The organism is Streptomyces deccanensis, assembly GCF_022385335.1.
GTDB lineage: Bacteria > Actinomycetota > Actinomycetes > Streptomycetales > Streptomycetaceae > Streptomyces > Streptomyces deccanensis.
This window is the reverse complement of the sequence record NZ_CP092431.1, coordinates 9,932,955-9,955,298: the sequence shown is the minus strand read 5'-3', so window position 1 is coordinate 9,955,298 and position 22,344 is coordinate 9,932,955. Positions and strand designations below refer to the sequence as shown.

The following is a 22,344-nucleotide window of genomic DNA, read 5'->3' as shown; positions in this document are numbered from 1 at the left end:
GAAGGCCGTCTCCACCGGCTTCCGCACCCGCGCCCCTCCGCCCCCCTCCGCCCCGGGCGCCTGACGCCGCCCCCTCCCTCAACGATCCCCCACCATGAAGGAGTAGACCGGAATGACCACGATCATCGATCCGTCCTACGTCGACCCGGCGCTGATCAACCCCCGCGCGGTACGTCTCGTCCAGGCGTTCAAGGACGCTCTCGCCCGCCTCCGCGACGAGGAAGGACTGACCTTCGACGACCTCAACACCGTCACCGAAGCGCTGCAGCAAATGCAGCAGGCCACCGGAGTCCCCCTGGCTCTGGCCGCCATGCCCCTGTACGGCGAGCTCTTCCAGGGCGGCCGGGACGGCTACACCCCCTCCGAGGACGTCACCAGCCCCACCTTCATCCCTGGCTCCCCACATGTCGACAACGACGGCGCCCTGCCGATGCGGCCGGACGAGCCCGGTGTCCCGCTGGTCGTGTCCGGCCGCGTGTTGGACGGCCACGGTCAACCGCTCGCCGGCGCCAAGCTGGACATCTACCACGCGGCCAACAACGGCAACTACTCCGGTCTGCGGGACGACGGAGTGCCCAAGTACAACCTGCGTGGACACCTGTTCACCGACACCGAAGGCCGCTACACCTTCACCACCATCACCCCCGTCGCCTACGCCGATGCCACCACCGCGGCGATCGAGAAGGTCGTCGAGGCCGCCGCGGCCCTTGGCCGCAGCGTCTACCGTCCGGCCCACATCCACTTCGAGATCCACCATCCCGACCTGATCACCTCCTGGTTTGGCGAGATCTACTTCAAGGGAGACCCCGTCATCCCCGTCGACTTCGTCGGCGCGAAGATCGCCCACCCCGCCCTGCAGGGGGACACCGTCCTGCACGAGGACCCCAAGGACATGGCGGAAGCAGGCTTCGAAGTCCCTTACCGCAGCATGGAGTTCGACTTCGTCCTCAAGACCCGCACCAGCCCGGACACCATCGCCCGGGAGGAGCGGAGGGCATGACTTCCGAGGACGCCACGGCCTGGTCACTGACTCGGCTGAACACGGCCTTCTTCCACCACTACGACCGTCGCGAGTACGACGCACTGATCGAACTGTTCGCTCCCGACGCCCTGTACGAGGTGCGTGGACGCAAGCTGCGCGGTCATGCCGAGATCATGGACGTGCTCCACGCTCGTTCCGGACCGGAGATGACGGTCCGCCACCTCGTCACCAACCAGCACTTCCACAGCATCGGCGACAGGACCGCCCAGGCCACCGTCTCCCTGCTCGCGTACGGCGGAGCCACCCCCGCCGACGAGGGCCCCGCCCTCTATCCGCCCGCGAACGCCGGGCACATCGTGGAAGTGAACGACCACTACCGGCTCGACAACGGGCACTGGAAGATCACCCACCGTGTGACCCGCCCGATCCTCTCCCCGGCCCCCACCCCCGCAACCGCCCCCGACTGATCACCCACCGTACCGAGGGGGCACTGGTCGCGTGCGGACTGTCCCTGGCGACTTTGAGCGCTGCCTGCGGCGGCAGCTACGTCTACGACAGGCAGGGCAGCCTCGTCGGGAACTCGAGCGGCGCCTGGTGGACCGCCACCAGGTGGTCGAGTGCCTCTGACACCGGGTAACCGCCGGCAGTCAGGCAGGTAGCACACCGAGGCTCCCGCCACCGGATATGGGTGGCGGGAGCCTCGCCTCTGGAGCTACCTCGCGATCAGGGCCCTGTCACGCATGGTCGGGGACCAGGACGATCCGGCCCCGCAGCCCGCCCGCGGCGAGGGCGTGGTGGGCGTCGGCGATCTGGTCCAGGGGATAGGTCTTCGCCACCCGCAGGCTGATCAGACCGGTGCCCGCATAGGCCGCCAGCTTGGCCAGGCGCTCGGCGTCGGTGTGCCACGCCATATTGATCATCCGCACCTCGCGGCGCGCCATGGGCGCGGAGTTGAGCAACGACACGAACGCACCTCCGTGCCGCACCGCGTCCGCCGCCCCGGCGGCGAGGTTGGCCGCGTCGACCGCGCCGTGCACGCCCCCGGGCACCAGCCGGCGCACCGTGGGGACCAAGTCGTCGTCGCGCGAGACGAAAAGCCGCGCGCCGGCCTCCAGGACGAGCTTCTCGTCGGCCGGTCCGGCCTGGGCGATCACGTTCAGCCCCCGAAGCCGCGCGAGCTCGACCGTGAAGAGCCCCACTCCGCCGGCAGCGCCGGACACCAGCAGCCACTCCCCCGGTTCCAGGGCCAGTTCGTCCAGCGCCTGATCGGCGGTGGTCGCGTTCAGCCCGACCGTGGCCAGGTGCACCAGGTCCGTTCCGCTCGGCGCGGGGGCGAGCTCCCAGTCCTCGAGTACGACGTACTCGGCCTGAGTGCCCAACGGCCGGTCCAGCCGCTCCTGCGTGCCGAGGACGGCGTCGCCGACGCCGAACCTGGTGACACCCTCGCCCAGCGCGGCGACCGTGCCGGCCACATCCGTACCGAGGCCGAACTGCGGGCGCGCCGCGGTGGCGCCGTACTGCACGTTGAGCCCCATACGCACCATGACGTCGGCGAAGTTGACCGAAGCTCCGGCCACCTTGACCAGTACCTCCCCGGGCCCCGGCTCGGGTGTCGCCACCTCCACGATCTCGATCGCCTCGGGGCCGCCTGCCTCCCTGACTACTGCTGCACGCATCTGTCCTGTCTTCCTCTCCGCGCGTCCCGTGTGGAAGGCGCGGTTCTGACGTTCGTCCACCGACGAACCGCGAGGAAGGTTCGCTGTCACCTGGGTCCAGCAGGGCCAGGCAGGCATGCCGACGGCGACGCGCTCCTCGACGCCGTCGCGCAGGCGCCGGCGCGTGGCCGGCCAGTCAGGCCAGGGGGTCGCCGGCCCGTCAAGCCAGCGGGTCGTGGCCCCAGTTCATGAGGGAGTGCCTCCACCGGGTGTCCCGTACGTCACCCGTGGGCCGTTGCGCGAGATGCCGCCGGATGTAGCCGATGACCTTCCGCATGTGCCGGTAGTCGTCGTCCGTGAGGTCGCCCTTGCGGGCGTGCAGGATGCCGACGATCCGGCGGCCGGAAGCGTGGCCCGTGGACTCGCCGCCGTCCACGTGCTGCCCGGCGCTCTGCGACTGTTCCGAGTCCAGCCACTTCTCCAGGTCGCCGGGCTTCATGTTCACCAGCTCGCGGAACTCGTCCCAGGTCTCTTCGTGCTCGTCGCCCGCCACGCGACATCACTTCTTCTTCAGAGCGGACGGCTTGTGCACCGCGGACCTGCCGGATTTCTCGCTGCGGACCTGGTACTGCGGCTCCTCGGGCGAGGCGTCCACCGTTCGTCCCGCGGCCTTCTTCCGCTCCGTGATCCTCTCCTCGACCTCACCCTCGGCCTGACTGCCGTGACTGCTCCAGGCGACCTTGTCCCCCTTCTTCAGCCTCTTGCCCTTGCCCGGGTCTTTGGCCATGTCGTCCTCCTTCCCGCGCGCGGTGCACGGCTCGCCCCCTGCTCTTCCAGGGTGAGGGCTCTGCGCCCGCATCGCAGCTCCGTGGCAGCTCGCGCGGTTGCCGTCCCGCCGGCACCCGCACGAACGGCCGGCGTGGATGCGCCGCCCATACCCGCCCGTCGGGACGGACGTGCTGCCCATAAGGGCACCGCATCGTGCCCGTACGCCCCTCACCCATGTCCGCCTCACCGGGTAGGTAGGGAAAGGACAGCCCAACTGCCAGCCTACGAGCGGAAGTCCATGCACGCGCGAGAGCCGATGAAGAACGACAAGCAGCCGCAGCGCGCTGCCAGGAGCGCGGCCGCGCGGCCGGGCGGGCGGGTGCCCGACGCGCTTCTCGACCTGCAGCGCACCGCCGGCAACGCCGCCGTCGCCCGTATGCTCCAGCAGGCCCGGCACCAGCACAGCGCGGACTGCGGTCATCAGCGGCCCACGGCCGAGCCGGTGCAGCGCTCCGCCGTGCACGACGTGCTGCGGGCGCCGGGCGATCCGTTGGACGGACCGCTGCGCCAGGAGATGGAATCCCGCCTCGACGCCGACTTCTCCGACGTTCGCCTGCACACCGGCTCCGCGGCCCGCGCCTCCGCGGCCGAGGTGGGTGCCCGTGCCTACACCTCCGGCAGCCATATCGTCATCGGCGACGGCGGCGGTGACAAGCACACCCTCGCCCATGAGCTGACACATGTGATCCAACAGCGCCAGGGCCCGGTGGCCGGTACGGACAACGGGGCGGGCCTGAGTGTCTCCGACCCCGGCGACCGCTTCGAGCGCGAGGCCGAGGCGAACGCCGTCCGGGTGATGCGGCGGACGCCCGAGCAGGGCGCCCAGGGCTCGGGCGGTGCCCCCGTGCAGCGGGAGATAGACGCGACGGCCCGAGGCGCTTCGCACGGTACCGACGCGACGGCCCGGGGCGCGTCGCACGGTACCGACGCCACGGTCGTTCAGCGCTTCTCCGAGGTCACGACCACGGAGCTGGGGCCTGCCCGGGTCTCGCAGAACGGCCTGTACATCATGGACGTCACCCCCGGGGCCGACACCACCGTCTTCTGGGTCGCGGAGGGTGCCCCAGCGCCCCGGTACTGCAAGCCGACCGGGGAGAGCGGGGAGATCATGGGGCGCACGTACGCGCAGTACGAACCGGAGACGTCCTTCCTCGCGGACTGTGCCCACACGGCCGAGGAGATCATGCACCAGCAGCGACTGGCCCTGGGGCAGGACGCCAGCGAATTCGCCCTGGGAGGCAGCCAGTTCGGCCTGGGCGACAAGGAGAACGCGGAGGGCGCGGCGGCCTACGCGCAGGCCAGGCCCGGTGGCCCCCAGGCGAACGGCGAGGAACGGCCGAATCCCGGCCAGGCGTTCGCCATCGTGGAGACCGCGTGGCACGGTGACTACGACCGGCCCGCCAACACCAGCGGGTGGCCCTACCACGTGGCGGCCGTGGTCGCCGTGGACGGCGACGACCGCATCACCGTGGAGCAGGCCGCGGACGGCAACGACGCGAAGGCCCGCCAGGGGTACGAGGGCATCGTCGACATGTATACGTCGGGCACGGATCCGACCAACGGGCAGGCGCTGCCGCACAGCTTCCACGGGCGCAACACCGGCGGTCCGGTGCAGCACTTCACGGTGGGCGCGATCACCGTGATCCTCCAGCCGATCAACGTGGGCGGCCTCAAGAAGGAGACGGGCCGCCGCAAGCTCATGTGACCGGGGACCGTCGGCCGAGCCACTGCTCGGCGTCCCAGGCACGGAACCGCTCCACCTCGGTGAACCCCAGCCTGGCCGCCAGGCGCATCGAGCCGGTGTTGGCGGTCTGGGTGGTGAGCACGACCGGCTCGCCGGGAAGGACGCCGTCCAACCAGTCGAGGGCCGCCGCGCACGCCTCGGCGGCATACCCGCATCCCCACGCTCGCGGCAGGAACAGATAGCCGAGATCGACCTTCCCCGCGGCAGCCGGGCGATGGTGCTCCGGTGTTCTCCTGAGCAGGATGTGACCGATCATGGCCCGGTCGAGTTCGACGACGAAGCTCCCGGGCCACCGCTCGGGCACTGCGGGCATCTCGCGCTCGAGCTCGTCTCGCGGGCGGGGACCACCGAGGTACGTGTGCACCTCCGGTGACGCCAGCAGGTCGACGAAGACCGCACGGTCCCGAGCCTCGGACCCACGGAGCACGAGCCGTTCGGTCTCGATCGGGGTGGGCGGCCAGACGACGGACCCGAGTTCATCCATGGCGGCAACCTATCGCGCGCTCGCGAACGGGCTCCCGGTTCCGCCTGACGCCGAGCGCACCGACAGAAACGGCCCACTCGTACCACTTAGTAGAGTGGGGGCATGACCTCCGCACCTTCCGGCCCGGCCTCGGACCAGCAACCAGAGGCGACGCTGCGCGCCGACGCCGAGCGCAATCGCTGCCGCATCCTGGCCGCCGCCCGCCGCCTCTTCGCCACTGAGGGACTGGGCGTCTCCATGGCCTCCGTCGCCCGCGAGGCGGGGGTCGGCAAAGCCACGCTCGGCCGGCGCTTCGCCACCCGGGAGGAACTCGTCAACGCGGTCTTCGCCGACCGCATGGACGCCTACGTCGACGCCGCCGCCGAGGCACTCGCCGACCCCGACCCCTGGCACGGCTTCACCGGCTACCTCCACGCCGTCTGCGCCATGCAGGCCGCCGACCGCGGCTTCGCCGACGTTCTGACCATGACCTTCCCCGCCGCCAAAGCGCTGGAGGCCCGCCGCGCCGAGGCGTACGACGGCTTCCTCGAACTCATCGCGCGCGCCAAGGACAGCGGCCACCTCCGCGAGGACTTCGTCCCGGAGGACCTCGTCATCCTGCTCATGGCCAACGCCGGCGTCATCGCCGCCACGGGTGACGCGGCGGCCGACTCCTGGCGCCGCCTCGTCGGCCACATGATCCGCTCCTACGCCGCCCCCGGCTCACCGATCCCCGCAGTGCACGATGCCCCGGAACCCACCGCCCTGTACCGCGCCATGGCCCGCCTCGCCCGCACGGGCCCGGGCACCGCCCAGGGTGGCGCTGCTGGCTGCTAGGACGCCGCCGCCTCGCACGTCCCCCCTCGTGCTCATACGTCGACCGTCAGGCGCGACAGGAGGAATGCGATGATCTCATCGCGCGCGCGGATGGTGGGGTGTCCCTCCTCGTCGACCAGGTGGGCGGTCACCACGCTGTGCGGCGTACCGACGACGTCCTTGAAGAACGGCGGTGGCGCGGTGTTCGCGGCGGCGCCACTCACGACCCGGCCGTCGAAGCGCTCGCCCAGCAGGGCGGAGTAGGCGGCGAAACGCTGACCGGTGCACCAGCGGTCGTTGTCGAACCGATAGCCCAGGGCCCTGAGGTCATCACGCTCGAAACGCTCCCTGATCGCCACTGCGTCCGCCGGCGAGAGCTCCAGCCCGGCCGGGTCGTCGAGGGGAAGCGACGGATGGTTGACGACCGGAGCGATCACGGAGGGCTCGAGCGTCATCGTGAGGGCGAAGTTCCCGGTGAAGCACATGCCCACCACGCCGGCACCCGGGCCACCGCACTCGCCGTGCGCCCGCCGCGCCAGGGCACGGAGCCAGTCCACGACAGGGCTGGTGCCGCCGCCCGCGAAGACCCGGAACTCCTCGCTCACGCAGGCTCGCTTCATCACCGACGTGCTGTGACCCGCCGTCGGACAAGCGCCGTCCGTGCCGAACAGCGACGGCACGTAGACCGTGAAGCCGGCGTCGCGCACCCAACGGGCGAAGCGGGCGACGTCGGGACTGATGCCCGGCATCTCCGGCATCACGATCACCGCAGGACCGCCTCCGGCGACGTGCACGGCCTTGCTCACGCCACTGAACGCCATCTCGCGACGGTGGAAGTCGGTCAACGGATCATCGTGCTGCGCTTCGCTGCTGGTCATGGCCGGCTCCTCCCGACGGGATGTCGGGGCAATTCTGGCCGGGCGGGACCTTCCGGCCGAGGGGCGGGATCGCCATACTCCTGGGTGATCCCGCCACGCCGGGTGCCGAAAGGAGCTGCCTCATGCGGTCGTCCGGTCCGCTGCGGGTAGGTGTGCTGGCCTACCCGGGCTGCTTCGCGTCGGAGGTGTTCGGGGTCGTCGATCTGCTGACGATGGGCAGCCACGTCAGCCGGGCGGGCGGGGGCTCGCCCACACCGTTCGAAGCCGTCGTGATCTCGCCCAGACGGCGTGTCATCGCCTCGGGCGGGGTCGCGCTCGGGGTGGTCCCGCCGCGAGACGTCGACGTCCTCGTGGTGCCGGGTTTCGAACCGGCTCCGGGAATGGACCCGGCCCTCGGGCTGGACGCCCTGCGGCCGGAAGTCGAAGCGATCCGCGCACACGCCGACCGGGGAATCGCCGTGGTGTCGATCTGCGTCGGTGCGTTCCTGCTCGGCGAGGCCGGCCTCCTCGCGGGGCGACGGGCCACGACCGCCTGGTTGTTCGCGAGCCGACTCGCCCGGAGGTATCCCGATGCCGATGTCGTGCCACGGGAGTTGGTCGTCAGTGACGCCGGGGTCACCACGACGGCGGCCTTCAGCGCGATGTACGACTTCGTGCTGACCCTCATCCAACGTCATTGCGGGCGCACCGCGGCACGCCGTACGGCTCGGATCGCGCTGATCGATGACGCACGCGTGTCCCAGGCCCCTTACGTCGACGACGAGCTCCTGCCCACCTCGGGCGACGGCTTCTCCGCCCAGGTGCAACGTTTCCTCGACCAGCACCTACAGGATCGATACAACCTGCCCGCGCTCGCCGAGCACTTCCACGTCAGTACGCGGACCCTGCTACGACGCTACAAGCAGGAGACCGGCGAGTCGCCTCTCGTGCACCTGCAACGGGCCCGGATGCGCAGAGCCCAACACCTGCTGGAAAGCACGGATCTGACCGCCCGCCAAATCCATCTGGAAGTCGGATACCGCGACCACGGCACCTTCGCCAGGCTCTTCACCCGACACTTCGGAGTCCGCCCCACCGACTATCGAGCAGGCTTCCGCCGCGAACGGGCCTCTTCGTGATCGCCCGGCAAACCTCAGCACTCGGCCGAGACGGTCACGCGCAGCGCGGGACCCGCTACGTGATGCGGCTCCTGCTGGACCCCGTGCGAGGTCGCGCAGCGGTTGGCCGGGATCAGCACTCCCTGGCACGTGACCGCGGGCTGGGCGCTGGACCTGTTCCGCGGCAGCCAGACGCGCGCGCATGGAGACATCTGGGTCACCCCGGACGCCCTCGGGAGGACGCCACACCGGAGGTGCTGGCCGCCGTAGACCAGACGTGGCTGCGCGATCCGGTCACAGGCGACTACCTGCTCGACGTGTTCCGCGAACGCACGACGGCTGGACCAACATCGCCGCTTTTCCACCCGGTCCTGCGTTACCCGAGCTCGAGATCCCAGAATTCGCGGTCCAATTTTTCTCGTGCGGAGAACGTTTTCCCGTCGGGCTGGTAGACGATGAATCGCCCACATGCGTATCCGCAGTCATGCGTGTAGTCACCGATCGCGACACTCGTCGAGAAATTCATGGCCAGCGCTGCTGCGAGGAAGCCGAGCTTCTCACCACATACATTCAGCGGGGACGTACCGTCGACAAGCGTTCGGTACCCACTTTCCTGCCGGATGATGTCCAGGCTTGTCGTTTCGCCCTGCCTCTGCGGCGGTAGATCCAGCCAATCGCCAAACATGACCACGTTTTCGATCGGCGTTTTCAAGTGCTCCGACAGAGCTGTGCGCAGTTCATCCCACGACAGGCTGTCCATGAAAGAGATCTCGAAGGGCTCAAGCATTCGGTGCCGCCAGCATCTGTCCCCGGTCGGCGTTCAACAGCCACCCCGGATCAGCCGACCGCCCTCCCATCACCGCATTTTCACGGCACGGGCCTCCCCCTTGGAGATCACCAGACATGACCAGGATGGTACCCGCTCCCACTCACTTGCCTCACACCAACCCCGGGCAGGAGCACCGAAATCGCACTTTCACGCCCATCCGGAACGCGGCCCCTAACTTGGCGATCAGTAGACCTCGACAATATCGATGGGAAAAGGGTTGGCTGAGTGCAGGCCAAGGGCGTTAGCGTGCTTGGCTGTGACTGTTGAAGATCCAAAGGATCTGGTTCGGCGTGGATATGACGCGTTGTCACTGCGCTATGACGAGACGTATGAATCCGACACGAAGTACCGATCCTGGATCGCCGGCCTGAACGCGCGGCTCGGGAAAGGCAGCAGAGTGCTGGACTTGGGTTGCGGCAGCGGAGCGCCGGTCGTTCGTGACCTTGTGGCGGCAGGACACCACGTCACAGGCGTCGACATCAGCGAGGTGCAGATCCGGCGGGCCCAGAAGCTCGTGCCGCATGCCGACTTCATCAGGGCCGACGCCACGTCGGTGGCCTTCCCGGGCGGATCCTTCGATGCAGTCGTGTCTCTCTATGCCCTCATTCATATCCCGCAGGACGAACAGCGTGCGCTCCTGGAAAGGATCGCAACGTGGCTCCGACCCGGCGGCTGGTTTCTCTGCAGCACGGGTCAGTATGAGTGGACCGGCGTGGACGAGAACTGGCTGGACAGCGGAGTTGCCATGTGGTGGAGCCACGCAGATGCCGACACCAACCGTGTCTGGATCACCCGCGCGGGACTGACGGTTGAGCAGGAAGAATTCGCCCCCGAAGGGAACGGCGGCCATGCGCTGTTCTGGGCACGACGTCCGCTGTGACAGAGCAGAGATCCGCCGTGGGAGCCGAGCAGCAAAGCAGGACCCGTCCGTCCCGTGGCTCCACGAAACGGGTCGACAAGGTAGGCCGTTCGGACGTGAGCCGTTGCCGCGTTGAGGTACAGCTCGGCCGGGGCGACGTTCCTGGGTCGACGCGTCGGGGAGCACCCACGTAACGGGCCCGGAGGCCAGCAGCGTGCCGGAGCCGCCGAGACCGAAGAAAGGGAGGCGCTCCGCCATCGATCCCGGGGAAGGGGCCGCTGAACCCGTTGCGAAGGCCGTCCGCCCTGCGTCGAGACGTCACCGCCCGCGTGGATCACGAGCTTTCCGCCCTGCGCGAGGGCGGATGGGTCGAGCTCGTCGAGCGAGCGGGTCTCCTCGGCACCCTCCGTCCCTCAGGAACTGGCGGGCGCCGCGGCGGGAGATGCCGTGGCGGCGTCTGCGCCCGAGCCGAGCACGACACTCGCGCCGGTGACGAGCGGACGGCGTCGGCTGAGAGGCCTGGTCACGTGGGGAAACCTCGCTGATAAAAGCAAGGGTGCCGGTGCGTCACGCCCTACCGGCACCCCTCATCCCCGCGCGGCTCTCGCCGACGTGCGCGGCCGTGGGGGCCGGACACCCGGAGGTGAGCGAAGGCGGTTGGGTACAGCGCGGTCAGATGTCGAGGGCGTCGATCAGGGCCTTGGTCACGTCCTCCGTCGTGGCCGTGCCGCCGACGTCGCGGGTGAGGACGCCCGCCGCGGTCGTCGTCTCGATCGCCTTCTGAAGGCGGGCCGCCTGGTCCGGCAGGCCGAAGTGCTCCAGCATCAGCGCGGCGCTGCCGACCGCGCCGATGGGGTTGGCCAGGCCCTGCCCCGCGATGTCCGGGGCGGAGCCGTGGACGGGCTCGAACATGCTGGGGAAGCGGCGCTCGGGGTTGAGGTTGGCGCTCGCCGCCAGGCCCAGGCTGCCCGCCAGGGCGCTGCCGAGGTCGGAGAGGATGTCCGCGTTCAGGTTGGAGGCGACGACGACCGACAGGTCCTCGGGGCGCAGGACGAACTTCGCCGACATCGCGTCCACCAGCACGCTCTCCGTCTCCACGTCCGGGTAGTCGAGCGCGACGCGCTTGAAGACGTCGTCCCACAGCACCATGCCGTACTGCTGGGCGTTGCTCTTGGTCACCGAGGAGACCTTGCGGCGGCTGCGCGTGCGGGCCAGGTCGAAGGCGAACCGCATGATGCGTTCGCAGCCGACCTCGGTGAACAGCGCGGACTGGACGGCGACTTCACCGCCCGGACCACGCCCGCCGAGGTTCCGGCCGCCGAGGCCCGCGTACTCGCCCTCGCTGTTCTCGCGGACGACGACCCAGTCGAGGTCCGTGTCGTCGGCCTTGCGCAGCGGGCTCTGGACGCCCGGCAGGAAGTGCACGGGGCGGACGTTGGCCCACTGGTCGAAGTTCTGGCAGATCTTCAGGCGCAGGCCCCACAGGCTGATGTGGTCGGGGACGGTGGGCCAGCCGACGGCGCCGAAGTAGATGGCGTCGAAGTTCTTCAGCCGCTCCAGACCGTCGTCGTCGATCATCTTGCCGGTGCGCTCGTAGAACTCGCAGCCCCAGGGGAACTCCTCCCAGGCGAAGGCGAAGGGGTCCGCCGAGTTCCGGGAGCCGTCGGCCAGCGCGTCCAGGACGGCCCGGCCGGCGGCGACGACTTCCTTGCCCACCCCGTCGGCGGGGATGGCGGCGATGCGGAACGTGCGGGGTGCGGCTGTCATGGGTGCCTCCGGCTCGCTGTCGTGCGGTCGCTTTCGAGTCAACACAGCGCTGCGGTGGTGCGTCCAAGACCTGCTTTCGATGGCACGTATAGGCGGAGCCGATCGATTCCGCGTCAGGCGGCGGGGGTCCGCCGACCGGCCAACGACCTGGTGAGGGCGAGGAACGCCCGCGCGGCCGGTGTGAGGTGCGCCGGCAGGCTGACCATGGCCACGTGGAGGTGAGCGGTCGGCGCCAGCGGTGCCACGACCGCCCCGCAGCGGCGGGCCAGCCGGGTCCAGGACGACGGAAGCACCGCGATCCCGACGCCGGTCAGGACCAGCGGCAGGATGGACGTGCGGTGGTCGACGACCGTCACGATCTCCGTCCCGGTGCCGCCCGCGGTGATGTCGTCGACGATGTGCCGCATCAGGCTGCCGGTGCGCGAGGCGATGAGTTTCTGTCCGGCCAGGTCCTGGGGACGGAGGGTGACGTCGTCCTCGATCGCCCCGCCGGGCGCGGCGACGACCACGAACGGCTGGTCCTCGACGTGCAGCACGTCGAGGCCGGTCGGGTGGACGGGGCTCGCACTGCCGAGGAGGCCCAGCTCGCAGGCGCCGCTGCGGACCAGCGCGACCACTTCGTCCGGGGTGAAGGCGGCATGCGTGCTCACGGTCACCGCCGGGTGCAGGTCGGCGAAGCGGTGGATGAGCGTGGTGAGCGGTTCGATGCCGGGCGAGGGCATGGTGGCGACCTCGACCGTGCCGCCGTGCAGACCGGCGAGCGCGGTGGCGGTGTCGCGTACGGCGGCCAGGTCGCGCAGGACGCGCCGGCTCGGCTCCAGCAGTTCCCGGCCGGCCTCGCTCAGGACGACGCCCCGGCCGACCCGGTGGAAGAGAGCCACCCCGAGATCGGCCTCCAGGTTCGCCATCGCCTGCGACAACGACGGCTGGGCGACATGGAGGGCGGCGGCGGCCTTGCTGAAGCCGCCGTGCTCGACGATGGCCAGGAAGTACTCCAGTTGCCGGGCGTCCACGGCACCTCTCCGCTCTGTGCTGGTCCGAAGGCGGAGCGAGCCTACCTGCCGGCTTCCGTCCCTCCGCGTCCGATCCAGCGGTCGGCGAGGCTGCGCCCGCACCGGGCGAGCAGGCGCGCGGACAGTTCGCCGTCCCGCGCGCTGTCCTGATCGGTCAGGTCCGTCAGGGCCTGTACGGAACGGAAGTGGGCGGCGGTCCGGTCCTCGGGCAGGGTGCAGCGGCCGGCCACCGCGTGCACCGCCACGCCGAGCCGGCGGGCCCGCCGGGCGAGCGCGACCGGCAGTTTGCCCGACAGGGACTGCTCGTCGAGGCTGCCTTCGCCGGTCACGACGAAGTCGCTCGCGGCCAGCAGGTCATCGGCGCCGAGAAGAGTGAGGAAGTAGTCGGCACCCGAGCACGTCCGCCCTCCGAGGAGCATGCCGGCGTACCCCAGTCCCCCGGCCGCGCCGGCCCCGGGGGCGACGGCGTGTCGTACCGCCTCCGCGACTCCGCCCGCTTCCAGTCGCCGTACGAAGCCGGTGAGCGCGTCGTCCAGTTGCCGCACCTCGCCCGGGGTCGCCCCTTTCTGCGGGCCGTACACGGCGGCCGTGCCCGTCGTCCCGAGCAGCGGGTTGTCCACATCGGTGGCGAGGACGAGGTCGACTCCCGCCAGGGCCGCGCGGGCCTCGGCGATGTCGGCCGTATGGAGATCGGCGAGTCCCGCGCCGCCCGGCCCGATCGGCCCGCCGTCCTGTCGGGTCAGCCGCGCGCCGAGGGACTGCAGGAGGCCCGCGCCGCCGTCGGTGGTGGCGACCCCGCCGAGCGCGAGGACGATGGTGTCCGCGCCGGCTGCCAGTGCGTGGTGGAGGGCCTGGCCGACGCCCCAACTGGTGGCCGTGAGCGGCGCCTTGTGGCCGTCCGGCAGCACGCCGAGTCCGCAGACGGCCGCCGCCTCGATGAGGACGGTACGGCCGTGCACCGCGAGTTCGGCCGTGACGGGCAGGCCGGTCGGCCCGGTCACCGTGACCTTCTCCGGGCCGAACCGACCCGCGCAGGCGGCGGCCACGCTTCCTTCCCCGCCGTCCGCCAGCGGGAGGCGGGTGACCCGGGCCCCGGGGGCGGCTTCCAGCAGCCCGCGCTCCAGGGCGCGGGCCACCTCGTCGGCACTGAGGGAGCCCTTGAACTTGTCCGGGGCGACCAGCACGGACACCATCAGGGCGTCACCTGGACGGCCTTGGGAGCGGAGGACGCGGCGACCGGCCGGACACCCTCGTCCTCCGCCTCGGGCCCCGCTCCGGCTCCGGTGCCGGTGCCGGCGTCTGCGGCCTTGCTGCCGACGTCATCGGCCTCGGTGGTCAACGGCGGTTCCCCCGCCTTGCCGGACAGCACCAGCCGGGCCCGCTCCAGGTCCAGGCCGTTCTCCCACCTGGCGATGAACAAGGTGGCCACGGCGTTGCCGAAGAAGTTCACCAGCGCCCGGCACTCCGACATGAACTTGTCGATGCCGAAGATGAGCATGATGCCCGCGGCGGGGACTGTGCCGACCGTCGACAACGTCGCGGTGAGCGCGATGAAGCCACCGCCCGCGACGCCCGCCGCCCCCTTGGAGGTCAGCAACATGACGGCCAGGAGCCCGAGTTGCTGGCCGATGGACAGGGAGGTGTCGGTGGCCTGGGCGATGTAGAGGGTGGCCAGCGAGAGGTAGATCGCCGCGCCGTCGAGGTTGAAACTGTAGCCGGTCGGCACCACCAGTCCGACCGTGGACCGCTCCGCCCCCATGAACTGCATCTTGCGCATCAGGCCGGGCAGCGCGGGCTCGGCGGTCGAGGTGCCGAGGATCAGCCAGAACTCCTCCTTGAAGTAGCGGAAGAGCTGGAAGATGTTCAGCCGCACGTACAGGGCGAGCACACCGCCGAGCACCACCACGACGAACAGCGCCGAGGTGACGTAGAAGAGGAGGATCAGCGAGCCGAGGCTGGTCAGCGTGGACAGGCCGAACTTCCCGATGGCGTACGACATCGCGCCGAAGGCACCCAGCGGCGCGGCCTTCATGACGAAGGACAGGACCTTGAAGACGACCTCGGTCAGTCGCCCGACGGCCGCGATGATCGGTTCGCCCGTCCTCCCGACCAGCTTGATGGCGATGCCGAAGACGACGGCCAGGAAGATGACCTGGAGGATCTTCCCCTCGACGAACGGGCCGAAGAAGCTGTCCGGCACGATGTCGGTGAGGAACTCCCACCAGTGCTGGTGCTCCCCCTGCTCGATGTACTGGCTCGCGTCGCCCGAGGTCTGGAGCGTCGACGGGTCGGCGTGCACGCCGTCGCCGAGTCGGAAGAGGTTGATCGCCACGAGGCCGGTGAGCAGGGCGACGATGGTGCCGACCTGGAAGTAGGTCAGCGCCTTGATGCCCGTGCGTCCTACCTTCTTCAGGTCCGCGACGCCGGCGATGCCGCCGATGATCGTCAGGAAGACGATCGGTCCGATGAGCATCTTCATCGCGGTGATGAACGTCGTGCCGATCGGCTCCATGTCGGTGGCCAGATCCGGCCACCGCCAGCCCAGCACGATGCCGATCACGATCGCCACCAGCACCTGGACGTACAACTGCCGGTACCACGGCTTCGCCGCGATACGTACGGCCTGTTCGGCTCGTCCGTTGCCCGGGGTATGCGTCATTGCAGCCTCCCTGATCGCGCGACACCGAGCCCGATCGGCGCGCGCCAGCTTGCGCCACAGTGAACCGGGCGGCCGGGCGGGGGGTCCACGACCAAAAATCGATGCCCCGTATAGGCCGGGCCTATCGGTGGGCGCGCAGGGTGGCGGCGTCCGCGTCACTCGGGCGCAGGGCCGCTCTGACCGTTTTCGTCGGCCCCCCGGGTGGTACGGGACGCGCCTGTTCCTGGCGCCGCGGCATCCGTGGAGGCGGGGCGCAGCATGGCCTGGTAGAGGGCCTCGTGCCCGGGCGAGGGGGGCAGGGGGCCGCGGGCGGGGGCCTCGAAGGACTGGATCAGCAGGGCGACGACGCGTCGCCAGGCGTCGGGAGCGGCGTCGCCGGTGGCGTTGACGACGCCGGCGTTGGCCATGTGGATCAGTACCAGGTCCGAGGGGTCGAAGTCCTCCCGGAGGCGGCCGGTGGCCTTCGCGCGGCCGATGAGTTCGACCATGCCCTCGTACGCCTCGTCGCGGCGGCACTCCAGGGCCTTGGCGGAGGGAAAGGTCGTGGTCAGTACGTCGGCGAAGCCGTAGTCGGCGGCCTGCATCGCGCACGCGCTCTCGATGTAGCCGACGAAGCCGTGCCAGGGGTCGGGGTCCGCGAGAGCGGTGGTGACCGCGTCGGCGTAGGCGACCATGCGGTCGATGAAGACCGCGTCGACCAGCTCCGCCTTGGTCGGGAAACGCCGGAACATGGTGGCGATCCCCACCCCCGCCTCCCGGGCGACCGAGGCCATGGAGGCATGCAAACCGTCCCGTGCGAAGACCGTGCGGGCGGCGGCGATGATCCGCTCCCTGTTGCGCTCGGCGTCGCTGCGCAGGGACTGCCCGGCAGGGGTGTCGGAGTGCTGGTCACCAGGGGTCATGCACGGAAGTGTAGCAACCGGATTGACCTATCCAGTTTTACTGGTACGGTTGCTCCAGTTAACCGGTAAGCCCTATCCGCTCACGAAACGGATAGGGCTTACCGGATACCTCTCCCTGTTGTTCTTCGTCCCCCTCCGGAAAGGATCATCATGTCCAGCATCGCCATCATCGGGGCCGGCCCCCAGCTCGGCCTGGCCATTGCCCGTACCTTCGGCACTCAGGGCTTCGAGGTCGCCCTGATCTCCCGCAGCCGCGAGAACCTCGACACGCTCGTGGACAAGCTCAGCGCGGAGGGCGCCACCGCCGCCGCGTTCCCCGCGGACGTACTCGACCGCGACGCACTCACCCAGGCCCTCAAGGACGCCGCCGCCCGGTTCGGTGGCATCGACGTCCTGGAGTACTCCCCGGTCGCGGCCCTGACCACGACCCTGGTCACGCCCACCGAGGCCGAACCGGCCCACGTCCAGCACGAGATCGAGTTCCAGCTCTACGGGGCGATCGCCGCCACCAGGGCGGTGCTGCCGGCGATGCGGGAGGCCGGCGCGGGCACCCTGCTCTACACCACGGGCGCGGGCTCCATCGACCCCGTCCCGCAGGTCGGCAACGTCAACGCCGCCGCCGCGGCGCTGCGCAACTGGGCCGTGAACCTGCACAAGGAACTCGACGGCACCGGCGTCCAGGCCGCCCACGTCGGCATCGACGTCTCGATCGGCACCCCCGCCGTCCCCGGATTCCCGACGGCCCAGCCCGAGGAGATCTCCCCCGTCTACTGGGACCTGCACACCACCAAGCGCGACCAGGCCGAACTCGTCTTCAGCCTCTGACCACCCACCGGCCCCGCAGCCCTTGGCCGCCGTCCTCGCCCCGTCCCTTCGAGGTGACTTCATGACCTACGCATTCGACCCCGAGATCACGCCCTGGCTCACGATGATCCCGAGCGGACCGTTCGCGGACTTCCGTGAACTTCGCGCCATGGGTGAGGCAGCGGTTCGAGCCGGACTGCCGTCCTACGAGCCGGACATCCCGATCACCACCCGTGACATCACCGTCCCCGGGCCCGAGGGCGCACCCGACGTCATGGTCCGCGTCTACGCGCCCGCCGAGCGCGACGGTCTACTGCCGGGCCTGCTCTACATCCACGGCGGCGGGTTCATCATGGGCAGCGTCGAGCAGTTCGACGCCCAGGCCACCCGCATCGCCGCCGAGGTCGGGACGGTCGTGGTCTCCGTCGAGTACCGACTCGCGCCGGAACACCCCTTCCCCGCCGGGCTGGAGGACTGCTACGCGGCCCTGGAGTGGACCGCGAAGTCGGCGAGCGAGCTGGGCATCGACCCCGGCCGCCTCGGCATCGCCGGGGAGAGCGCGGGAGGCGGCCTCGCCGCCGCCGTGACCCTCCTCGCGCGCGACCGCGGCGGACCCGCGCTCTGCTTCCAGTACCTGGGCGTCGCCGAACTGGACGACCGCCTCCGGACGCCGTCGATGCGGGACTACGACGACGTACCGCTGTGGAACAGCCGTTCCAGCAAGGTCAGTTGGGACTGCTACCTCGGCGAGGGGCGCCGGGGCACCGCCGAGGTCTCTCCCTATGCGGCCCCCGCCCGCGCCCAGGATCTGTCCGGGCTGCCGCCCGCGTTCGTCACCGCCTGCCAGTACGACGCGTTCCGTGACGAGGACGTCGACTACGCCCAACGCCTCTCCCACGCCGACGTCCCCACCGAACTCGCCCTCTACCCCGGCGTCCTGCACGGGGGCATCATCCCCGAGTCGACGACGGGCCAACGCATTCTCACCGACACGCTCGCGGCCCTGCGCCGCGGCCTCGGAGTCCGAGGCGGCTGACACGTTCGGCTCCGCGTATCGAGGTCGCCGCCGCATGGCATCGAACGCGACGTACGACGACTCCGGCCGACCTGTCCACCTGATCAGCTCCCCCACCCCGACGTTCCTCTGAAAGAGTCGCCATGACCAGCATGTCGTTCGCCGACGCGGTACGCGTGTGCCTCACCGCGAAGTACGCCACGTTCTCCGGGCGCGCCCGGCGCGCGGAGTACTGGTGGTTCTCAGTGCTCTATGTGATCGCCACCGGCGCCGTCGCCGCACTCGCCGTCGGGGCCGAGACCCCGCTCCTGAGTGTCCTTCTCCTGCCGTTCATCGTGCCCATGGTGAGCGTCTCCGTCCGTCGACTGCACGACACCGGCAAGCCGGGCTGGAGGATGCTCGTCGCCCTCATCCCCGTGGTCGGTCCGGTGATCTACCTGGTGACCATGGCCGTGGACAGTGACCCGGAGACCAACCGGTACGGCCCCTCCCCCAAGGCCGTCGTCGGCCTCGTCGGCTGAGGCCACCCGGCGGGCCCGCCGGCACCGTGCCGCGCGTCACGCGTCAGAGCGCCGCGCGTATGCGCTCCGCCGCGGTGGCCAGGGCCGTGGCGAGTTCCCGGACGCGCTCCGGCTCGTAGCGCACGCTCGGCAGGGAGACCGACACCGCGGCGACCGTGTTGCCGCGGGAGTCGGTCACACCGCGGCCGAGCGCGACCAGGCCGCGTTCGGAGCGCTCCAGGTTGAGGGCCACACCGCTGCGCCGGACCGCTCGGAGCTCATCGCGCAGCTTGTCCAGGTCCGGGCGCTCATCGGACGGACTCGTGGGAGCGCCCGCGTACAGCGCGTCCACTTCCTCGTCGGTGAGGGCCGCCAGCATGACCAGGCCCCCGGTCACCAGGTGTGCGGGAAACACCATGCCCTCGCGGCTGCCCACCCGCAGCGCCTGTGAGCACTCGACCGAGGCGACGAACCGCGCGGTGCGCCCGGTGCGGATGCTCAGGTTCGCGGTCTCGTCGACGGTGTCGACCAGGGTGCGCAGCGGGCCGAGCGCAGCCGCCCGGAGGGCCGAGACGTTCGAGTGCGCCTGGGCCGCGATCTCGAGAACGGGGCCCACCCGGTAGCTGCGGTCCTCGTCCTGAACCGCGAAGTCGCGGTAGACGAGCGTGGACAGCAGGCGATGGGCGCTGGAACGGGCCACTCCGATCCGTCGGGCGGCCTCGGAGACCGTGAGGGGCCCTTCGACCTGCAGAATGACCGCCAGCTGCAGAGCGTGGTCCACGCTCGTCACGCCGTACGACGGCGGATTCTTCATCGACCTCACCATGACGGCCACCCTCTCATGGTGTTCTGCTGAGCAGAATCCACTGTTCCGGGAGGTGCCGCGCGGAGCACGGTCTGCGTATGACCGCACTCCGCGACGGGGCCTCCCCCGTCTCACTGATCGCCGAGGAAGGGCCGGACCAGCCGCCGGTGACGCCCGCGCTCGAAGACCTGTACCGAGGATTCGAGCAGGCCCTGCTGGTGCCGCTGTGGACCCGGATCGGGGACCTGATGCCCGAGCAGCCGCGCTCGAAGGCCCGGCCCCACCGGTGGGAATGGAAGACGCTGCTCGACCTGGCCGGCCGCTCCGGCGACCTGGTTCCGGTCGGCCGGGGCGGCGAACGGCGCGCGATGGCCCTGGCCAACCCGAGTCTGGGCGGCAGGCCGTACGCCACGCCGACCCTGTGGGCTGCCATTCAGTACCTGATGCCGGGCGAGGACGCGCCCGAGCACCGCCACACCCAGAACGCGTTCCGGTTCGTCGTCGAGGGCGAGGGCGTGTGGACGGTCGTGGAGGGCGACCCGGTACCCATGCGCCGCGGCGACTTCCTGCCGCAGACCGGCATGCACTGGCACGCGCACCACAACGCCGCCGACCGGCCCATGGCCTGGATCGACGGCCTCGACATCCCCTTCCAGTACGGCATCGAGGCGCAGTTCTTCGACTTCGGACGCGACCGGCTGTCCGAGGAGGAGCACGCGACGCCCGACCGTTCCCGCTCCGAGCGGCTGTGGGGTCACCCGGGGCTGGTGCCGGTCTCCCGGCTCGGCCGCGGGCAGGGCACGCCGCTGCTGTGCCACCGCTGGGCGGACACCGACGCCGCGTTGACCGACCAGTTGGAACTGGAGCGCGCGGGACACCCCGGCACCGTCGAGCCCGGTCACGCACTGGTCCGCTACACCGATCCCGTCCACGGCGGCGACGTCCTGCCGACCATCCGCGCGCAGTTCCACCGCATCCTCAGCGGCGCGGAGACCGCCCCGCGACGGGAGACCGGGTCGTCCGTGTACCAGGTGTTCGACGGCTCGGGCCAGGTGACCGCGGGCGGCCTCACCTGGTCGGTCACCCGCGGCGACCTCTTCGTCGTCCCGTCGTGGACCCCGCTGTCGATCCGGTCGCAGGCGTCGCCGTCGGACTCGGACTCCGGAGCGCTCGACCTGTTCCAGTTCAGTGACGCTCCGATCTTCACCAAGCTCGACCTGTTCCGCGCCCACACCGAGGAGACACACGCGTGAAGCTCGCCACCATCCGCCTCGAAGGCCGGACCGCAGCCGTCCGGGTCGAGGGTGACTCGCTCATCGATCTCGGACTGCCGGACGTGGGTGCGGTCCTGGCGGCGCCCTGCGGTCTCGACACGGCGGCGCGGACCGAGGGAACGATACTGTCCGCCGCCGACGCGGTGTTCGCGCCCCTGGTGCCGCGTCCCGGCAAGATCGTCTGCGTGGGACTCAACTACCGGAACCACATCAAGGAGATGGGCCGCGATCTGCCGGATCACCCCACCCTTTTCAGCAAGTTCGCCGACACCCTCGTCGGCGCCCGCGACGACATCCACCGTCCCGTCGAGACCGAGCAGTTCGACTGGGAGGCCGAACTCGCCGTGGTCGTGGGCCGGCAGGTCCGGCGTGCCGACGAGGCGGAGGCCGCGGCGGCCATCGCGGGCTTCACGGTGCTCAACGACATCACCTGCCGTGACTGGCAGTTCCGTACCCGCGAGTGGCTGCAGGGCAAGAACTGGGACTCCACCACCCCCCTCGGCCCCTGCCTCGTGACACCGGACGAGGTCGGCGGCCCGCGCCCCTCGCTCGACATCCGCTGCGAGGTGAACGGGCAGCTGATGCAGCAGGACAACACCGGCGACCTGCTCTTCGACCCGGTCGACCTGGTGCGGTACGTGTCCACGATGATCCGGCTGAACCCGGGCGACATCATCGCCACCGGCACACCGGGCGGCGTCGGCCACGCCCGCACGCCCCAGGTCTACCTGCGGGAGGGCGACACCGTGGTCACCGAGATCGAGGGTCTGGGCCGCCTGGAGAACCGCGTGATCACCGAGGGAGCGGCATGACCGACCTGCGGACGGCGCTCGCCTGGGTCACCGAAGGCACCGACCTGTGCCGCAAGGCCCTCGCCGGGTTCGACGACGCCTCGTACGGCGCGCCCTCGCTGCTGCCCGGCTGGAGCCGGGGGCACGTGGTGGCCCACCTGGCCGGCAACGCCGAGGCGCTCGGCAACCTGGTGCACTGGGCACGCACCGGTGAGCGCACCCCCATGTACTCCTCCCCGGAACAGCGGAACGCCGGCATCGAGTCGGGGGCGCGCCTGCCCGCGGACCGGCTCACCGCGTGGTTCGAGCGGTCCGCGCAGACGCTGCACGACGCCATGGCCCGCCTGACCGACGCCCAGTGGCACGCCGAAGTGGTCACCGCGCAGGGACGCACGGTGCCGGCCTCCGACATCCCCTGGCTGCGCGGCAGAGAGGTCATGGTGCACGCCGTCGACCTCGACGCCGACGTGCGCTTCACCGATCTGCCGGAGGACTTCCTCACCGCCCTGCGCGACGACATCGGCACCAGGCGCGGCGAGAGCACTCCCGCTGTACGCGGTCGACCTGCGGAGGTCACCGCGTATCTGGCGGGCCGCCCCTCCACGGACGTGACCACTGTCGACGGCTCCCCCGCCGAACCCCTGCCACCGTGGCTGTGACCGC

The 22,344-nt window shown here is 70.5% G+C and carries 25 protein-coding genes; 13 read left to right on the top strand and 12 right to left on the bottom strand.

The genetic code is table 11. The annotated features are described in order from the left end of the window. Nucleotides 1-112 precede the first annotated feature (112 nt). Nucleotides 113-1,000, top strand: a complete 888-nt coding sequence (locus tag L3078_RS43795; RefSeq protein WP_239760048.1) for a dioxygenase family protein — start codon at nucleotides 113-115, stop codon at nucleotides 998-1,000. Further along, nucleotides 997-1,449: a nuclear transport factor 2 family protein gene (locus L3078_RS43790; RefSeq protein ID WP_239760047.1), complete on the top strand. Its 453-nt coding sequence runs from the start codon at nucleotides 997-999 to the stop codon at nucleotides 1,447-1,449. The genes L3078_RS43795 and L3078_RS43790 overlap by 4 nt, the downstream gene beginning before the upstream one ends. A 267-nt stretch (nucleotides 1,450-1,716) precedes the next feature. Here L3078_RS43790 and L3078_RS43785 read toward each other — a convergent pair whose 3' ends face one another. The 3 genes from L3078_RS43785 to L3078_RS43775 all read right to left on the bottom strand — a co-directional run bounded on the left by L3078_RS43785 (nucleotide 1,717) and on the right by L3078_RS43775 (nucleotide 3,424). Continuing rightward, nucleotides 1,717-2,658 carry a quinone oxidoreductase family protein gene (locus L3078_RS43785; protein WP_239760046.1) on the bottom strand — a complete coding sequence of 314 codons (942 nt, stop codon included), beginning with the start codon at nucleotides 2,656-2,658 and terminating at the stop codon, nucleotides 1,717-1,719. 199 nt (nucleotides 2,659-2,857) lie between these two features. Beyond that, nucleotides 2,858-3,190, bottom strand: a complete 333-nt coding sequence (locus L3078_RS43780; RefSeq protein WP_239760045.1) for a DUF3140 domain-containing protein — start codon at nucleotides 3,188-3,190, stop codon at nucleotides 2,858-2,860. Nucleotides 3,191-3,196: 6 nt separating this feature from the next. Next, a complete protein-coding gene (locus L3078_RS43775; RefSeq protein WP_239760044.1) occupies nucleotides 3,197-3,424 on the bottom strand; it encodes a hypervirulence associated TUDOR domain-containing protein in 228 nt (75 codons plus the stop codon). 279 nt (nucleotides 3,425-3,703) lie between these two features. Here L3078_RS43775 and L3078_RS43770 point away from each other — a divergent pair, with 279 nt between their 5' ends. Beyond that, complete coding sequence (locus L3078_RS43770) at nucleotides 3,704-5,170, top strand: eCIS core domain-containing protein (protein WP_239760043.1); 1,467 nt, start codon at nucleotides 3,704-3,706, stop codon at nucleotides 5,168-5,170. Here the strand turns inward: L3078_RS43770 and L3078_RS43765 are convergent. Continuing rightward, nucleotides 5,163-5,693: a GNAT family N-acetyltransferase gene (locus L3078_RS43765; protein WP_239760042.1), complete on the bottom strand. Its 531-nt coding sequence runs from the start codon at nucleotides 5,691-5,693 to the stop codon at nucleotides 5,163-5,165. The genes L3078_RS43770 and L3078_RS43765 overlap by 8 nt on opposite strands. Before the next feature lie 102 nt (nucleotides 5,694-5,795). Between L3078_RS43765 and L3078_RS43760 the strand changes: the two genes are divergently transcribed. After that, nucleotides 5,796-6,509, top strand: coding sequence for a TetR/AcrR family transcriptional regulator (locus tag L3078_RS43760; protein WP_239760041.1), 714 nt, complete (start codon nucleotides 5,796-5,798; stop codon nucleotides 6,507-6,509). A 32-nt stretch (nucleotides 6,510-6,541) separates the two neighbouring features. Here L3078_RS43760 and L3078_RS43755 read toward each other — a convergent pair whose 3' ends face one another. Next, on the bottom strand, nucleotides 6,542-7,366 hold the full coding sequence (locus L3078_RS43755) for a dienelactone hydrolase family protein (protein WP_239760040.1): 825 nt from the start codon (nucleotides 7,364-7,366) through the stop codon (nucleotides 6,542-6,544). A gap of 122 nt (nucleotides 7,367-7,488) precedes the next feature. Between L3078_RS43755 and L3078_RS43750 the strand changes: the two genes are divergently transcribed. Together L3078_RS43750 and L3078_RS45035 are read left to right on the top strand one after the other, a co-directional pair. Further along, entirely contained in the window at nucleotides 7,489-8,484 is a 996-nt protein-coding gene (locus L3078_RS43750; RefSeq protein WP_239760039.1) for a GlxA family transcriptional regulator, read from the top strand. Between the two features lie 129 nt (nucleotides 8,485-8,613). Further along, the gene (locus L3078_RS45035) at nucleotides 8,614-8,733 is read left to right on the top strand and encodes a hypothetical protein (protein ID WP_392314884.1); all 120 of its coding nucleotides are present in this window, start codon (nucleotides 8,614-8,616) and stop codon (nucleotides 8,731-8,733) included. Between the two features lie 106 nt (nucleotides 8,734-8,839). On the opposite strand, the gene L3078_RS43745 is transcribed toward L3078_RS45035, so the two are convergent. Next, nucleotides 8,840-9,223 (bottom strand): hypothetical protein, encoded by a 384-nt coding sequence (locus tag L3078_RS43745; protein ID WP_239760038.1) that lies wholly within the window; start codon nucleotides 9,221-9,223, stop codon nucleotides 8,840-8,842. Between the two features lie 325 nt (nucleotides 9,224-9,548). Between L3078_RS43745 and L3078_RS43740 the strand changes: the two genes are divergently transcribed. Continuing rightward, entirely contained in the window at nucleotides 9,549-10,172 is a 624-nt protein-coding gene (locus L3078_RS43740) for a class I SAM-dependent methyltransferase (RefSeq protein ID WP_239760037.1), read from the top strand. 651 nt (nucleotides 10,173-10,823) lie between these two features. On the opposite strand, the gene L3078_RS43735 is transcribed toward L3078_RS43740, so the two are convergent. From L3078_RS43735 to L3078_RS43715, 5 genes are all read right to left on the bottom strand, one after another. Next, nucleotides 10,824-11,918 (bottom strand): tartrate dehydrogenase, encoded by a 1,095-nt coding sequence (locus L3078_RS43735; RefSeq protein WP_239760036.1) that lies wholly within the window; start codon nucleotides 11,916-11,918, stop codon nucleotides 10,824-10,826. 113 nt (nucleotides 11,919-12,031) lie between these two features. Then, nucleotides 12,032-12,931 carry a LysR family transcriptional regulator gene (locus L3078_RS43730; RefSeq protein ID WP_239760035.1) on the bottom strand — a complete coding sequence of 300 codons (900 nt, stop codon included), beginning with the start codon at nucleotides 12,929-12,931 and terminating at the stop codon, nucleotides 12,032-12,034. Between the two features lie 41 nt (nucleotides 12,932-12,972). After that, nucleotides 12,973-14,124 (bottom strand): glycerate kinase, encoded by a 1,152-nt coding sequence (locus L3078_RS43725; protein WP_239760034.1) that lies wholly within the window; start codon nucleotides 14,122-14,124, stop codon nucleotides 12,973-12,975. Continuing rightward, nucleotides 14,124-15,590 carry a C4-dicarboxylate transporter DctA gene (gene dctA / locus L3078_RS43720; RefSeq protein WP_239760033.1) on the bottom strand — a complete coding sequence of 489 codons (1,467 nt, stop codon included), beginning with the start codon at nucleotides 15,588-15,590 and terminating at the stop codon, nucleotides 14,124-14,126. Before dctA ends, L3078_RS43725 begins: the two co-directional genes overlap by 1 nt. Nucleotides 15,591-15,745: 155 nt before the next feature. Further along, the gene (locus tag L3078_RS43715; RefSeq protein WP_239760032.1) at nucleotides 15,746-16,492 is read right to left on the bottom strand and encodes a TetR/AcrR family transcriptional regulator; all 747 of its coding nucleotides are present in this window, start codon (nucleotides 16,490-16,492) and stop codon (nucleotides 15,746-15,748) included. A 150-nt stretch (nucleotides 16,493-16,642) separates the two neighbouring features. On the opposite strand from L3078_RS43715, the gene L3078_RS43710 reads away from it, so the two are divergent. The 3 genes from L3078_RS43710 to L3078_RS43700 all read left to right on the top strand — a co-directional run bounded on the left by L3078_RS43710 (nucleotide 16,643) and on the right by L3078_RS43700 (nucleotide 18,832). Beyond that, entirely contained in the window at nucleotides 16,643-17,317 is a 675-nt protein-coding gene (locus L3078_RS43710) for an SDR family NAD(P)-dependent oxidoreductase (RefSeq protein WP_239760031.1), read from the top strand. A gap of 61 nt (nucleotides 17,318-17,378) precedes the next feature. After that, nucleotides 17,379-18,332, top strand: a complete 954-nt coding sequence (locus tag L3078_RS43705; RefSeq protein WP_239760030.1) for an alpha/beta hydrolase — start codon at nucleotides 17,379-17,381, stop codon at nucleotides 18,330-18,332. A 122-nt stretch (nucleotides 18,333-18,454) separates the two neighbouring features. Further along, complete coding sequence (locus L3078_RS43700) at nucleotides 18,455-18,832, top strand: DUF805 domain-containing protein (RefSeq protein ID WP_239760029.1); 378 nt, start codon at nucleotides 18,455-18,457, stop codon at nucleotides 18,830-18,832. Nucleotides 18,833-18,875: 43 nt separating this feature from the next. On the opposite strand, the gene L3078_RS43695 is transcribed toward L3078_RS43700, so the two are convergent. After that, nucleotides 18,876-19,625: an IclR family transcriptional regulator gene (locus tag L3078_RS43695; RefSeq protein ID WP_338059555.1), complete on the bottom strand. Its 750-nt coding sequence runs from the start codon at nucleotides 19,623-19,625 to the stop codon at nucleotides 18,876-18,878. Nucleotides 19,626-19,714: 89 nt separating this feature from the next. Here L3078_RS43695 and L3078_RS43690 point away from each other — a divergent pair, with 89 nt between their 5' ends. The 3 genes from L3078_RS43690 to L3078_RS43680 are packed head-to-tail and all read left to right on the top strand — an operon-like array spanning nucleotide 19,715 to nucleotide 22,340. Then, entirely contained in the window at nucleotides 19,715-20,869 is a 1,155-nt protein-coding gene (locus L3078_RS43690) for a cupin domain-containing protein (RefSeq protein WP_239760027.1), read from the top strand. After that, on the top strand, nucleotides 20,866-21,702 hold the full coding sequence (locus L3078_RS43685; protein WP_239760026.1) for a fumarylacetoacetate hydrolase family protein: 837 nt from the start codon (nucleotides 20,866-20,868) through the stop codon (nucleotides 21,700-21,702). The genes L3078_RS43690 and L3078_RS43685 overlap by 4 nt, the downstream gene beginning before the upstream one ends. Continuing rightward, complete coding sequence (locus tag L3078_RS43680; protein WP_239760025.1) at nucleotides 21,699-22,340, top strand: maleylpyruvate isomerase family mycothiol-dependent enzyme; 642 nt, start codon at nucleotides 21,699-21,701, stop codon at nucleotides 22,338-22,340. The genes L3078_RS43685 and L3078_RS43680 overlap by 4 nt, the downstream gene beginning before the upstream one ends. Nucleotides 22,341-22,344: the final 4 nt, after the last annotated feature.

Bases quoted from the DNA above. Each gene is read 5' to 3' on its own strand.
- L3078_RS43745 (WP_239760038.1), bottom strand. From the start codon at position 9,223: ATGGACAGCCTGTCGTGGGATGAACTGCGCACAGCTCTGTCGGAGCAC.
- L3078_RS43785 (WP_239760046.1), bottom strand. From the start codon at position 2,658: ATGCGTGCAGCAGTAGTCAGGGAGGCAGGCGGCCCCGAGGCGATCGAG.
- L3078_RS43705 (WP_239760030.1), top strand. From the start codon at position 17,379: ATGACCTACGCATTCGACCCCGAGATCACGCCCTGGCTCACGATGATC.
- L3078_RS43770 (WP_239760043.1), top strand. From the start codon at position 3,704: ATGCACGCGCGAGAGCCGATGAAGAACGACAAGCAGCCGCAGCGCGCT.
- L3078_RS43700 (WP_239760029.1), top strand. From the start codon at position 18,455: ATGACCAGCATGTCGTTCGCCGACGCGGTACGCGTGTGCCTCACCGCG.
- L3078_RS43750 (WP_239760039.1), top strand. From the start codon at position 7,489: ATGCGGTCGTCCGGTCCGCTGCGGGTAGGTGTGCTGGCCTACCCGGGC.
- L3078_RS43765 (WP_239760042.1), bottom strand. From the start codon at position 5,693: ATGGATGAACTCGGGTCCGTCGTCTGGCCGCCCACCCCGATCGAGACC.
- L3078_RS43715 (WP_239760032.1), bottom strand. From the start codon at position 16,492: ATGACCCCTGGTGACCAGCACTCCGACACCCCTGCCGGGCAGTCCCTG.
- L3078_RS43755 (WP_239760040.1), bottom strand. From the start codon at position 7,366: ATGACCAGCAGCGAAGCGCAGCACGATGATCCGTTGACCGACTTCCAC.
- L3078_RS43710 (WP_239760031.1), top strand. From the start codon at position 16,643: ATGTCCAGCATCGCCATCATCGGGGCCGGCCCCCAGCTCGGCCTGGCC.
- L3078_RS43790 (WP_239760047.1), top strand. From the start codon at position 997: ATGACTTCCGAGGACGCCACGGCCTGGTCACTGACTCGGCTGAACACG.
- L3078_RS43775 (WP_239760044.1), bottom strand. From the start codon at position 3,424: ATGGCCAAAGACCCGGGCAAGGGCAAGAGGCTGAAGAAGGGGGACAAG.
- L3078_RS43760 (WP_239760041.1), top strand. From the start codon at position 5,796: ATGACCTCCGCACCTTCCGGCCCGGCCTCGGACCAGCAACCAGAGGCG.
- L3078_RS43725 (WP_239760034.1), bottom strand. From the start codon at position 14,124: ATGGTGTCCGTGCTGGTCGCCCCGGACAAGTTCAAGGGCTCCCTCAGT.
- L3078_RS43690 (WP_239760027.1), top strand. From the start codon at position 19,715: ATGACCGCACTCCGCGACGGGGCCTCCCCCGTCTCACTGATCGCCGAG.
- L3078_RS43735 (WP_239760036.1), bottom strand. From the start codon at position 11,918: ATGACAGCCGCACCCCGCACGTTCCGCATCGCCGCCATCCCCGCCGAC.
- L3078_RS43680 (WP_239760025.1), top strand. From the start codon at position 21,699: ATGACCGACCTGCGGACGGCGCTCGCCTGGGTCACCGAAGGCACCGAC.
- dctA (WP_239760033.1), bottom strand. From the start codon at position 15,590: ATGACGCATACCCCGGGCAACGGACGAGCCGAACAGGCCGTACGTATC.
- L3078_RS43795 (WP_239760048.1), top strand. From the start codon at position 113: ATGACCACGATCATCGATCCGTCCTACGTCGACCCGGCGCTGATCAAC.
- L3078_RS43695 (WP_338059555.1), bottom strand. From the start codon at position 19,625: ATGAAGAATCCGCCGTCGTACGGCGTGACGAGCGTGGACCACGCTCTG.